This window comes from Micromonospora sp. NBRC 110038, assembly GCF_020884815.1.
Classification (GTDB): Bacteria; Actinomycetota; Actinomycetes; order Mycobacteriales; family Micromonosporaceae; genus Micromonospora; species Micromonospora haikouensis.
Genome location: NZ_BBOL01000001.1, coordinates 1,497,739 through 1,510,137, shown reverse-complemented (window position 1 = coordinate 1,510,137; position 12,399 = coordinate 1,497,739). Strand labels below are relative to the sequence as shown.

Annotated in this window: 11 protein-coding genes; 10 read left to right on the top strand and 1 reads right to left on the bottom strand. The window is 75.4% G+C overall.

Annotated elements, in window-relative coordinates; all coding sequences use genetic code 11:
- Positions 1-24: 24 nt before the first annotated feature.
- Entirely contained in the window at positions 25-1,182 is a 1,158-nt protein-coding gene (locus LPU61_RS05805; protein WP_229404344.1) for an acyltransferase, read from the bottom strand.
- Positions 1,183-1,380: 198 nt separating this feature from the next.
- On the opposite strand from LPU61_RS05805, the gene LPU61_RS05800 reads away from it, so the two are divergent.
- The 10 genes from LPU61_RS05800 (at position 1,381) to LPU61_RS05755 (ending at position 12,378) form a co-directional block, all read left to right on the top strand.
- Positions 1,381-2,703, top strand: a complete 1,323-nt coding sequence (locus LPU61_RS05800) for a polysaccharide pyruvyl transferase family protein (protein ID WP_043962759.1) — start codon at positions 1,381-1,383, stop codon at positions 2,701-2,703.
- A gap of 90 nt (positions 2,704-2,793) precedes the next feature.
- Complete coding sequence (locus tag LPU61_RS05795) at positions 2,794-3,933, top strand: glycosyltransferase (RefSeq protein ID WP_229404343.1); 1,140 nt, start codon at positions 2,794-2,796, stop codon at positions 3,931-3,933.
- Positions 3,930-4,472 carry a GNAT family N-acetyltransferase gene (locus LPU61_RS05790; RefSeq protein WP_043962758.1) on the top strand — a complete coding sequence of 181 codons (543 nt, stop codon included), beginning with the start codon at positions 3,930-3,932 and terminating at the stop codon, positions 4,470-4,472. Before LPU61_RS05795 ends, LPU61_RS05790 begins: the two co-directional genes overlap by 4 nt.
- A complete protein-coding gene (gene pseI, locus LPU61_RS05785) occupies positions 4,469-5,518 on the top strand; it encodes a pseudaminic acid synthase (protein ID WP_043962757.1) in 1,050 nt (349 codons plus the stop codon). Before LPU61_RS05790 ends, pseI begins: the two co-directional genes overlap by 4 nt.
- A gap of 189 nt (positions 5,519-5,707) precedes the next feature.
- A complete protein-coding gene (gene pseB, locus LPU61_RS05780; RefSeq protein WP_082106258.1) occupies positions 5,708-6,691 on the top strand; it encodes a UDP-N-acetylglucosamine 4,6-dehydratase (inverting) in 984 nt (327 codons plus the stop codon).
- A gap of 5 nt (positions 6,692-6,696) precedes the next feature.
- Positions 6,697-7,845 carry a DegT/DnrJ/EryC1/StrS aminotransferase family protein gene (locus tag LPU61_RS05775; protein WP_229404572.1) on the top strand — a complete coding sequence of 383 codons (1,149 nt, stop codon included), beginning with the start codon at positions 6,697-6,699 and terminating at the stop codon, positions 7,843-7,845.
- A 10-nt stretch (positions 7,846-7,855) separates the two neighbouring features.
- Positions 7,856-8,698, top strand: a complete 843-nt coding sequence (locus tag LPU61_RS05770; protein WP_043962755.1) for a hypothetical protein — start codon at positions 7,856-7,858, stop codon at positions 8,696-8,698.
- The gene (locus LPU61_RS05765; protein ID WP_043962754.1) at positions 8,688-10,598 is read left to right on the top strand and encodes a hypothetical protein; all 1,911 of its coding nucleotides are present in this window, start codon (positions 8,688-8,690) and stop codon (positions 10,596-10,598) included. Before LPU61_RS05770 ends, LPU61_RS05765 begins: the two co-directional genes overlap by 11 nt.
- Positions 10,595-11,326 carry a cytidylyltransferase domain-containing protein gene (locus tag LPU61_RS05760; protein ID WP_043962753.1) on the top strand — a complete coding sequence of 244 codons (732 nt, stop codon included), beginning with the start codon at positions 10,595-10,597 and terminating at the stop codon, positions 11,324-11,326. The genes LPU61_RS05765 and LPU61_RS05760 overlap by 4 nt, the downstream gene beginning before the upstream one ends.
- Positions 11,323-12,378, top strand: coding sequence for a PseG/SpsG family protein (locus tag LPU61_RS05755; RefSeq protein ID WP_229404571.1), 1,056 nt, complete (start codon positions 11,323-11,325; stop codon positions 12,376-12,378). Before LPU61_RS05760 ends, LPU61_RS05755 begins: the two co-directional genes overlap by 4 nt.
- The last annotated feature ends 21 nt before the right edge of the window (positions 12,379-12,399 follow it).

Here is a 12,399-nt window from a genome sequence, read left to right as displayed (position 1 = left end):
CAGGGGCAGGCGGCGGGCGGCGGGTCAGGCGGCGGCGGCCGGGGCGCGGGGTCGGCGCGGCGGCCCGAGCCGGCGGGTCAGCGGCATCTCCACCCACCGGTGCAACAGCGCGGCCAGGCCGAGGTTGACCAGCAGGAAGCCGACCGCCGCCAGCGGGCCCCACCAGCCGGGCAGCCCCGTGCCGAGCCGGTCGGCCAGCCGCAGGACGGTGATCATGACGAAGACGTGCACCAGGTAGAAGGCGAAGGAGACCTCGCCGAGCCAGACCATCGGCCGGGACCGCCACGGCGTCCGCGCGCCGCGCACGTCCGCGTCGGCGGCGGCCACGATGACCAGCAGGTACGCCGCCGCGAGCAGCGCCGCCCACAGCTCGGCGCGGATCCACTGGGCGGCGACCACCCAGGTGACGACGAACATGACGCTGGCGGCGGTGAGCCCCGGGCCGCGCCAGCGCCCCCGGCGCAGCAGCTCGGCGGCGGCCACCCCCATCCAGAACTCCAGGGACCGCACGACCGGGAAGATCTGGGTGAACCACCAGGTGCTCTCCTGCGGCACCAGGCGCTGCCCCGGCCAGAGCGCCACGATCAGCAGCGGCACGGCCGCCACCACCGCCCACAGCGCCCCGACCGGGGCCCGGCGCACCAGCGGCAGCGCGAACGGCAGGCAGACGTAGAAGAACAGCTCGCAGGAGAGCGACCAGCTCACCGAGTTGACGCTGTAGAAGTAGCCGGGCGTCGGGTCCCACGCCTGGACCAGGAACAGGTTCTCCACCGCGGCGCGGACGTTGACCGGGTCGGCGAAGACCCACACCCCGGTCACCAGCACCACCGCCCACATCAGCAGGTGGTTCGGGTAGATCTTGGCGAGCCGGCGGCGCAGGAAGTCGCGTCGGCGGTCCCCGTCGCGGGCCGACCAGACCAGCACGAAGCCGCTGAGGATGAAGAAGAACTCGACGCCGGACAGGCCCAGCGTGAACAGCCAGTCGACGACGGCCTTGGCCTCGGGCTGGCCGACGATCCGCATGGTGCCGACGTGGTAGCCGAAGACGAGCAGGGCGGCGACCCAGCGCAGCCCGGTCAGCGAGGGCAGCCGGCTGGCCGGACGGGCCGGCGCGTCGGGGCGTACGACGGTCGGGGCGCCGGGGAGGCCGGCGGCCCGACCGGCCGCGGGGGTCACCAGCACCGCTCTCCTCCTCGCGGACGCCCCGGGCCGACGCCGCCGCCCCGGTGGCGGCGGGCCGCGCGGTGCCGCCCCGCCGGCACCCTACCCGGTGCGGCCGGGCGCGCCGCCCGCCGTCGGCCGGCACGTGACGCGCCTGGCGGCGGCACGGGCACGATGGCCTAATATCGCGGTCTCGGCCACGACGAGGGGACAACACGGATGCACCAGCGGATCCTGCTGCGGGCCAAGAAGGGGCCGTTCGACGTCTACTCGCCGGAGGAGACGTTCGAGCGCAACTGGATCGGCGAGAACGCCGGCAACCTCGTGTTCAGCCACGCGGCGCACAAGCTGCTGCGGACGTCGACGGCGGAGGTCACCTCCTCGGAGTTCCGGGTCAACCCGCGCGAGGCCGACGAGATCAACGAGCGGTTCGACGTGTTCGTGGTGCCGTTGGCGAACGCGTTCCGGCGCAGCTACGCCCACCGCCTGGTCGCCATGACCCGGCTGATCGAGCGGCTGAAGATCCCGGTGGTGGTGTTCGGGGTCGGCGCGCAGACCAACGTCGACGCCGACCGGGAGTACCTGCGGCCGATCGACGACGCGGTGAAGGCGTTCGTCTCGGCCGTGCTGGACCGGTCGCACACCATCGGGGTGCGGGGCGAGATCACCGAGGGGTACCTGCGGACCCTGGGCTTCTCCGCCGTCGACGTGATCGGCTGCCCGTCGATGTTCCTGCACGGCGACAGCCTGCGGGTCGACAAGCGCAAGACCACGCTCACCGTCGAGGACCGGGTGGCGCTGACCGTCTCCCCGTACGTGAAGTCGATGGCGAAGGTCATCGCCTCGCACCACCGGCGGTACCCGAACCTGCGCTACCTGCCGCAGGACCTCAAGACGCTGGGCACCCTGCTCTTCGGCGACGCCCCGGAGGACCGGGGCAAGAAGGCGGCCATCCCGATCCACACCTCCCACCCGCTGTTCACCGAGGACAAGGTGCGAATGTTCGTCGACCCGTGGACGTGGATGGACTACCTGTCGCGGTTCGACTTCAACTTCGGCACCCGCATCCACGGCACCATCACGGCGCTGGTGGCGGGGACGCCGGGCTACCTCTTCGCGCACGACTCGCGGACGCTGGAGCTGGCCCGGTACTTCGACATCCCGCACCGGCTGATGAAGGACGTCCCGCCGGACGTGGACGCCATAGAGCTCTACGACGAGGCCGACTACACCGCGCTCAACAACGGGCACAAGGCCCGGTACGCGACGATGACGGCGTTCCTGGCCAAGCACGACCTCGGGGTCTCCTTCGCCGACGGCGACAGCGCCGCCCGGTTCGACCGGCAGGTCGCCGAGACGACGTTCCCCCCGGCGGTACGCGCGCAGTCGGCCACCGACCCGGCCGAGCTGATCGCCCGCATCCAGTGGCTGCACGACCGCAACCAGGAGCTGAAGGAGACCGTCGCGGGGTTCGAGTCGCACCGGCTGCGGGCCCGGGTGCGGGCGGCCGGCGGCCGGGTGAAGCGGATGCTCAACCGTTAACCCTCCGTAGGGGGTCTGTTCAGCGAGCCCACCCCCGGCGGATACGTCAGGTTCCGGGGCCGTCCATCCGGGCGGTCGAAGGTGTCGGGCGTGGTCAATGAGCCGACGCGGAGCCCGCTGCTGAGCATCGTCGTCCCGGTGCACGGCGTCGAGGCGTACCTGTACCAGTGCCTGGAGTCGATCCTCGGCGGCCTGTCCGCCGCCGAGGCCGCCGAGGTCGAGCTGGTCGCCGTCGACGACGCCTCCCCGGACCGGTGCGGGGAGATGCTGCGGTCGTACGCGGCCGGGCGGCCCCAGGTGCGGGTGGTGTCCCTGACCCGCAACGTCGGGCTGGGGCTGGCCCGCAACGCGGGGCTGGCGGAGGCGACCGGCCGGTACGTGTGGTTCGTCGACAGCGACGACTGGCTGCCCCCGGGCGCCCTGGCCGTGGTGCTGGCGCGGCTGCGCCGCGACGAGCCGGACGTGCTGCTGGTGGACCACCTGCGGGTGCACGAGGGCGGCCGGCTGGAGGTCGACGCGAGCAGCCACCTGCTGCGCGGGGTCGACGGGTGCGTCCGGCTGGCCGACCGGCCCGAGCTGCTGCGGGTGCAGCACACCGCGTGGAACAAGGTGGTCCGGCGGGGCTTCCTCGACGAGTTGGAGCTGCGCTTCCACCCCGGCTGGTACGAGGACATCCCGTTCAGCCACCCGCTGCTCATCGCCGCGGACCGGATCGGGGTGCTGGACCACGTCTGCTACCACTACCGGCAGGGCCGGCTCGGCGCGATCACCTCGACCCGCAGCGGCCGGCACTTCGACGCGTTCGTGCAGTACGAGCGCCTCCAGCAGTGGGTGGCCGAGCACGTCACCGAGGACTGGATCCGCACGGACCTGTTCGGCCTGATGATCAACCACTATCTGGTGGTGGTGGGCAACGACGGCCGGGTGCACCCGAGGCTGCGGCGGGGGTTCTTCCGCCGGGTCGCCGAGCACTACCGCCGCTACCTGCCCTCCGGCGGGTACGCCCGGCCGGGCGGGGTGGCCGGGCTGAAGCACCGCCTCGTCGCCCGGGACAGCTACCTCGCGTACAAGACGTTGCGGCGGGCGCACCGGCTGGCCGGCTCGCTGCGGCCGGTGTCGCCCGCCGGGGCGGCGGCCCCCGACGCGGCGTCCGGCGGGAGCGGGCCGCTGGCCGCCGAGGGCACGCCGTCGGGGGCGGAACAGGGCAGCGCCATGGCGGGGCGGGGATGACCGGGACGGGGACGAGCGGGACGACCGCCACCCGGGCCGGCGGGGTGCTGCGGCCCGCCCGCGACGCCGACCTGGCGACGATCCTGCGCTGGCGCAACCACCCGCAGGTCCGCGAGGTCAGCCTCACCCGGCACGAGATCGGCGCGGCCGAGCACGCCGCCTGGTGGGCGGGCGTACGCGTCGACCCGGACCGGCGGGTGCTGGTGCACGAGCACCTCGGGCAGCCCTGCGGCGTGGTGACCTTCTCCGGCGTGACCAGCCCGGACAGGGCGCTGACCTGGGGCTTCTATCTCGACGTCGAGGGGCTGGACGCCCGGCGGGCGCTCATGCCGGCCTGGCTGTCGCTGGAGCAGGCGGCGATCGCGTACGCGTTCGACACCCTCGGCGCGCGCACGCTCGGCGGCGAGACGCTGGCCACCAACCGGCCGGTGCTGGCGCTGCACCGGCGCTTCGGTTTCACGATCGTCCGGCGCTACGAGCGGGACGTCGACGGCACGCCGCACCAGGTGGTGTGGACGCAACTGAGCAGGGGAACATGACGACAGTCAAGATCGGCCCGCACGCGGTGGGCACCGGCGAGCGGCCCTTCGTGGTCGCCGAGATGTCGGGCAACCACAACGGCAGCCTCGACCGGGCCCTGGCCATCGTGGACGCGGTGGCGGCCAGCGGCGCGCACGCGCTCAAGCTCCAGACGTACACCCCGGACACGTTGACCATCGACGTGGACGCGCCGGAGTTCCGCATCTCCGGCGGCCACGAGCTGTGGGGCGGCGAGCGGCTCTACCAGCTCTTCGAGCGGGCGCACACCCCGTACGAGTGGCACGGGCCGATCTTCGAGCGGGCCCGCCGGCACGGCCTGACGGTCTTCTCGTCGCCGTTCGACGCCACCGCCGTGGAGCTGCTGGAGGAGCTGGACGCCCCGGCGTACAAGATCGCCTCGTCGGAGCTGGTGGACCTGCCGCTGATCCGGCTGGTGGCCGCCACCGGCAAGCCGATGGTGATCTCCACCGGCATGGCCACGGTCGGCGAGATCGACGCCGCGGTGACCGCCGCCCGCGAGGGCGGGGCGGGCGGCATCGTGCTGCTGGCCTGCACCGCGTCCTACCCGGCCCCGCCGCAGGACAGCAACCTGCGCCGGCTGCCGGTGCTGGCCGACACGTTCGGCGTGCCGGTCGGGATCTCCGACCACACCCCCGGCATCGGGGTGCCGGTGGCGGCGGTGGCGCTGGGCGCCTGCCTGATCGAGAAGCACGTGACGCTGCGCCGCGCCGACGGCGGGGTGGACTCGGACTTCTCGCTGGAGCCGACGGAGCTGGCGGACCTGCGCGTCGAGTCCGAGCGGGCCTGGGCGGCGCTGGGCGTCACCACGATCGGCCCGACCCCCACCGAGCGGGAGGGGCTGCGGTTCCGCCGGTCGCTGTACGTGGTGGCCGACGTCCGCGCGGGCGAGCCGGTGACCCGGGACAACGTGCGCTCGATCCGCCCGGCCGGCGGGCTGCCCCCGGCCGACCTGGACCGGGTGCTCGGCCGCACGTTCCGCCGCGACGTGCCCCGGGGCACCGCGCTGGGCTGGGACCTGGTCTGACCGGCGGACACGTCCCGTTCACCTGGCGGCCCGCTGTCGACGCGGGGCGGGCATGACGCATTCACCGCCCGCGTCGCGCCCGTTCACCGTCCGGCGTGGGGCCGTTAACTCTGCCGGCTTAGCGTCACGAACCGTCCGCCGGCCGGCACCGTCCCCGGCCGAAAGATCAACCGACCTTGGGAGCACCAGTTGAGCGAGTTGAATGGGTCCTCCATTCTGATCACCGGGGGCACCGGGTCCTTCGGCCGCACCTTCCTGCGGCACGTCCTCGCCGAGGCCGACCCGGCCCGGGTGGTGGTGTTCTCCCGCGACGAGCTCAAGCAGTACGAGCTGCGCCAGCAGCTCGGCGACGACCCCCGGCTGCGCTGGTTCATCGGCGACATCCGGGACCGCCACCGGCTCACCCGGGCCATGCACGGCGTCGACCACGTCGTGCACGCCGCCGCGCTCAAGCAGGTGGACACCGCCGAGTACAACCCGTCGGAGTTCATCGCCACCAACATCACCGGCTCGCAGCACGTCGTCGACGCGGCCATCGAGGCCGGGGTGAAGAAGGTCATCGCGCTCTCCACCGACAAGGCGTCCAGCCCGATCAACCTGTACGGGGCGACGAAGCTGGTCGGCGACAAGCTGTTCGTCTCGGCGAACCACTACGCCGCCCACCACCCGACCCGGTTCGCCGTGGTGCGTTACGGCAACGTGGTGGGCAGCCGGGGCTCGGTGGTGCCGCTGTTCCGCCGGCTCGCCGCCGAGGGCAAGAGCCTGCCCGTCACCGACAAGCGGATGACCCGGTTCTGGATCACCCTGGACCAAGCCGTGCAGTTCGTCATGGACTCGTTCGACCAGATGCAGGGCGGCGAGCTGTTCGTGCCGCGCATCCCGAGCATGCGCATCCTCGACCTGGTGGAGGCCGTCGCCCCGGACGCCACCACCCACGAGATCGGCATCCGGCCCGGCGAGAAGCTGCACGAGGAGATGATCGCCCCGGACGACAGCCGGCGGACCCTGCGCACCCCCGACCGGTTCATCGTGCAGCCGACCATCGCCACCTGGGGCTACCAGCCGCCCGCGCACTGCGAGCCGGTGCCGGACGGGTTCGCCTACCAGTCGGACAGCAACGACGAGTGGCTCGGCGTGGAGCAGCTGCGCGACATGCTCGGCATCGCCGCGTGATGGCGATGCTCCCGTACGGGCGGCAGTCCGTCACCGACGACGACGTCGCCGCCGTGGTCGCCGTGCTGCGCAGCGACTGGCTCACCACCGGCCCGCAGGTCGACGCGTTCGAGGCGGACCTGGCCGGCTGGACCGGCGGGGTCGGCTGCGCGGCCGTGTCCAACGGCACGGCCGCCCTGCACGTGGCGTACGCGGCGGCCGGCGTCGGCCCCGGCGACGAGGTGGTCGTGCCGCCGATGACGTTCGCGGCCACCGCCAGCACCGCCGTCGCGCTCGGCGCGCGGGTCGTCTTCGCCGACGTCGAGCCGGAGACGTACACCCTGGACCCGGCGGCGGTCGGCGCGGCGCTGACCGGCCGGACGAAGGTGGTGGCGGCGGTCGACTACGCCGGCCACCCCGCCGACTACGACGCGCTGCGCGCGGTGCTCGGCGGCGGCGACAGGCTGCTGCTCGCCGACGCCGCCCACTCGATCGGCGCGGCCTACCACGGCCGGCCGGTCGGGTCGCTCGCCGACCTCACCACGTTCTCGTTCTTCCCGACGAAGAACCTCACCACCGCCGAGGGCGGCGCGGTCGCCGCCGTCAGCCCGGCCCTGCTGGAGCGGGCCCGCCGGTTCCGCAACCACGGCCTCGTGCGGGACCGCGCCGCGCAGCGCTGGCCGGACGAGGGCGGCTGGCACCAGGAGATCCACGAGTTCGGGCTCAACTACCGGCTGCCGGACGTGCTCTGCGCGCTGGGCCGCAGCCAGCTGCGCCGGCTGCCCCGGTTCCTGGACCGCCGCGCCGAGCTGGTCGCCCGCTACGACGAGGCCCTGGCCGACCTGCCCGGCGTGTCGGTGCCCGGCCGGCGGTCGTGGGCCGAGCCGGCCTGGCACCTGTACCCGATCCGGGTGCACGAGGGCCGCCGCCGCGCCGTCTACGACGCAATGCGGGCCGCCGGGATCGGCGTGCAGGTCAACTACGTCCCCGTGCACTGGCATCCGGCGTTCGCGGAGCTGGGCTACCGGCGCGGCTACTGCCCGGTCGCCGAGGGGTTCTACGCCGAGCAGCTCTCCCTGCCGCTGTTCCCCGACCTCACCGACGCCGACCAGGACCGCGTCGTCGACGCCCTGGCCGCCGCCCTGCACGCCGCCCCGGCGCGCGCCGCCGCCTGAGGGGACCGGGATGCACCACGCGAACCACTTCTACGGCCACGCGCACGTGCTGGCCCGCTACTGCGGCCTCGGCGACGGGCACCCGCCCCGGATCAACGGGTACGTCCAGCACGGCTGGAACATCGGCGACGGCCTCGCCCCCGGCCACCCGTACGTCGAGGGCACGCCGAGCCTGCTGTGGTCGGAGCAGACCCGGCGGCGGGCCTGGTCGGTGGGGCGGCGCAACGTCGTGGTGACCGGCGCGCCGTTCGCGTACCTGCTGACGTTGCGCGCCGACGACCCGCCGGAGCCGCAGCGGGAGGGGACCATCTGGTATCCGTTCCACGGCTGGGAGGGCCAGCACGTGCGCGGCGACCACCGGGAGCTGATCGCCCGCATCCGCGCCACCGAGCCGGGCCCGGTCACCGTCTGCCTCTACTGGCACGAGTACGGCATGCGCCGGGTCCGCCGCCTCTACGAGCAGGCCGGGTTCCGGGTGATCTGCCACGGCTACCGGGGGCACTGGTGGAAGGACACGGACCCGCTCTTCCTCGACAAGCAGCTCACCGAGCTGCGCCGGCACCGCCGGGTGGCGTCCAACCGGCTGACCAGCGCCATCTTCTACGGCATCGCGGCCGGTTGCGAGCCCGCCGTCTACGGCGACCCGATGATCCTCGCCGACGAGGACCCGACGTTCGGCGGCACCGCCCGCATCCGCCGGCAGTGGCCGGACCTGCACGGCGAGTCGGTGCACCTGCCGACGGCGGTCGAGATCGCCCGCGCCGAGTTGGGCACCGACCACCGCTGCACGCCGGCCGAGCTGCGGGAGCTGCTGGGTTGGGCGACCCTCCAGGAGGAACACGTTGACCACTGACACCTCGACCCGGATCGCCCTGCCCGGCGGGGAGATGCTGGCCTGGTCGGACCTGACCGGCCGGCGGCTGCCCGGCGGCGGGCCCCTCGCGGCGCTCGCCGCCCGGGTCACCCCGGCCGGTGCGCGGGTGCTGCTGGCCGGGCCGCACGACCCCGAGCTGGTCGACCGGCTGGCCCACGCCGACGTCACCTGCCTGCTGCGCAGCTGGCCGGACGGGTCGGCGCTGGCCGAGGACCGGCCCGTGCGGGTGGTCGTCGGCGGCCCCGGCGGGCTGCCGGCCGACGAGACGTTCGACGTGGTGATCGCCGCCGCCGGCCTGGACGCGGTGGAGTCGGTGGAGGGGACCCCGGTCGGCTGGGACGGGCTGCTGCGCCGGCTCGCCGCCGTGCTCGCCCCCGGCGGGACGCTGCTGCTGCGGCTGGACAACCCGGTGGGGCTGACCCGGATGGTCGACACCGCGCCCTGGTACGCCGGCCGCGACGACGCCGACTGGGCGGTCGGCGGGGCGCTGGACGCCGGCCGTCCCGCCAACCTGGAGCAGGCGCGGGACCGGCTGGCCGGGGCGGGGCTGCGCCCCGGCGGCTGCTTCGCCGCGTACCCCGAGCCGGCCGCGCCGACCGCGCTGGTCGACGCCGGCGCGCTGGCCGCGCGCCCCGGCAGCGGGTTGTTGGACGCGGTGCTGCACGGCGCGTGCGCGCCGGGCCACGGCGACCGTCCCGTGCTCCAGGACCCGGCGAGGCTGGCGGTCGACGCGCTGCACGCGGGGCTGGGCACCGCGCTCGCCCCGGGCTGGCTGGTGCTGGCCCACCGCGCGGCCCCGGCCGTCCCCGCCGTGGGCGACCCGCCGAACCCGGCCGGCACCGAGGCGGGCGCGGCCCGGCCCGCGCCGGCCGAACCCGGCGGGCTGCCGGTGCTGTGGGTGCAGACCGGGCCGCCCGGGATCGGCGTGGTGGAGGTGACGGCGGCGGCGGACGGCTGGCGGTGGCGGGTGCCCGGCCCGGTCGCGGCGGCCACGGAGGCCCCGTTCGCCACCCGCGCGGCGGCCTGGCGGGACCCGGCCGTGCTCGCCGGAGCGGTGCCCGAGGGCCGGCTGCTGCGCACCGTGCTGCTCGACGCCTGCCTGCGCCGCGACCTGGCCGCCCTGCGCCGGCTGCTGCGCGGGTACGCGGCCTGGCTCGACGCGCACGCCGACGACGCCGGCCGGCTCACCGGCGCGACGGCCCTGGCCAGCCTCGACAACGTGGTGCTCGCCGACGGCGGGGCCTGCACGGCCCGCGACGCCACCGGTGCTCCCCCGGCGTTCGCGGTGCTCGACCCGAGCTGGCGGGCCAGCGACCCGTGGCCGGTGGACGTGACGCTGGCCCGGGGCCTGTGGCGGTTCGCCGCCGCCCTGGCCACCGGCGGTTACGCCCACCCCTGGTCGTCCACCCTCGACGTGGCGGGGCTGACCGTGGTGCTGGCCGGCACCGCCGGGCGCGACCTGGACCGGGCGACGGTGACGGCCGCCGTCGACGCGGAGGTCGCGGTCACCGCGGCGCTGCGCGGGTTGGACAACGCCGACCGCGTCGCCCTCGCCGACGAGCTGCGCGCGGTGGAGCCCACCGCGCCCCCGACCGGCCTGGACAGCCACCAGCAGCTCCGCGAGGCGTGGCTGCGGCAGAAGGCGGAGCTGACCCGGGTGACGGCCCTGCTGCGCTGGACGGAGGAGCTGCTCACCTCCCGGGAGCGGGCGCTGCGCCGGGCCGAGGCGACCATCAACCTGCTCAGCGGGTCGCTCAGCTACCGGGTCGGCCGGCTGGCGATCACCCCGGCCCGGCTGGCCAAGCGGGGCGCCCGCGCGGCGAAGCGGCGGGCCAAGGACGCCCTCGCGCCCCGGCGCGACGAACAGGAGCAGCAGTGACGCGGATCGTGGGGATCGTGCAGGCCCGGATGGGCTCGTCCCGGCTGCCCGGCAAGGTGCTGCGGCCGCTGGCCGGGCGCTCGGTCCTCGGCCGGGTGGTCCGGGCCGCCGCCGACGGCGGGGTGCTCGCCGACCTGGTGGTCGCCACCAGCACCGAAGCCGCCGACGACGCGGTGGTCGCCGAGTGCGCCCGGCTCGGCGTGGCCTGCCACCGGGGCCCCGTCGACGACGTGCTCGACCGGTTCGTGGGCGCGCTCGACGCGCACCCCGGCGACGCGGTCATGCGGTTCACCGCGGACTGCCCGCTGCTCGACCCGGAGATCGTCCGGCTGGTCGCCGACGTGTACCGGGCCGTGCCGGGGCTGGACTACGCGAGCACGTCGATCGCGCGTACGCTGCCGCGCGGGCTGGACGTGGAGATCATCCGGGCGGACACGCTGCGTACGCTGCACCGCATCGCCACCGACCACCACCGGGTGCACGTAACCTCGTACGCGTACACCCATCCGGAGTTGTTCCGGGTGCTCGGGGTGACGCTCACCCCCGACCGGTCGGCCCTGCGGCTCACCCTCGACACCGAGCAGGACTGGGCGCTGGTGCGGGCGGTGACCGACCACTTCGGCGACGTCAGCGTCCCGCTGGCGAAGCTCGCCGACTGGCTGGCGGGCCAGCCGGCCCTGCGCGCCCTGAACGCCTCGGTGCGGCAGAAGCGGCTGGAGGAGTCCTGAGCACCGTACGCGTCGGGGTCCGCTGCGACGCCGGGCCCACCCGGGGGGTGGGGCACCTGGTGCGCTGCCTCGCCCTGGCCGAGGAGTTCCTCGCCCGGGGCCACCGCGTCGAGTTCTTCGGCACCGTCGAGGGGGTCGGCTGGGCGGCCCGGCAGCTCGCCTCCCGGGGCATCCCGCTGCACCCCGGGCCGCAGCGCCCCGCCGACCTCGTGGCGACGGCCCGCCGGCACGGCCTCGACGTGGTGGTGCTCGACTCGTACGAGCTGGACCCGGCCGGGGCGGGGGCGCTGCGCGCGGCGGGGGTGGTGACCCTCGCCGTCGTCGACGGCGACACCCGGGGGCAGGACGCCGACGTCTACCTGGACCAGAACCTGGGCGCGGCGCACGGGCCGCTGCCCGGCCGGCTGCTCGCCGGGACGGCGTACCCGCTGCTGCGCGACGCGGTGGTGGCCGCCCGGCCGGCGGCGCCCCGCCCCGCGACGCCGGTGCCCCGGCCCCGGGTGCTCGCCTTCTTCGGCGGCACCGACGCGTTCGGGGCCGCCCCCGTGCTGGCCCGGGTGCTGCTGGCCACCGGGCACCCGATGGACCTGACCGTGGTCGTCGGCCGCGCCGACGTCGAGGCGGAACTGGCGGCGCTGGCCCCCGGCCGGGGGCAGGCCGTGCGGCCCGTGCCGCCCACCGACGACCTGCCCGCCCTGGTCACCGCCGCCGACCTGGTGGTCAGCGCCGCCGGCACGTCCACCTGGGAGCTGTGCTGCCTCGGCGCGCCGGCCGCGCTGGTGTGCGTGGTGGACAACCAGCGCGAGTCGTACGGCCGGGTGGTGGATGCGGGGCTCGTGGCCGGCCTCGGCGAGCTGCCCGCGCTGGCCGCCGCCGGGCTGCCCGGCCGGACGGCCCGCGCCGGGGCCGCGCGGACGCTGCGCGCCCTGCTCGACTCCCCCGAGCGCCGGGCCGCCCTGGCCGCCCGCGCCTGGGCCACGGTCGACGGGCGGGGCCGGGCCCGGGTCGCCGACGCGGTGCTCGCCCTCGTCGGCGCGCCCGGCCGCGGCTAGGGGAACGCCCCGCGCCGCCGC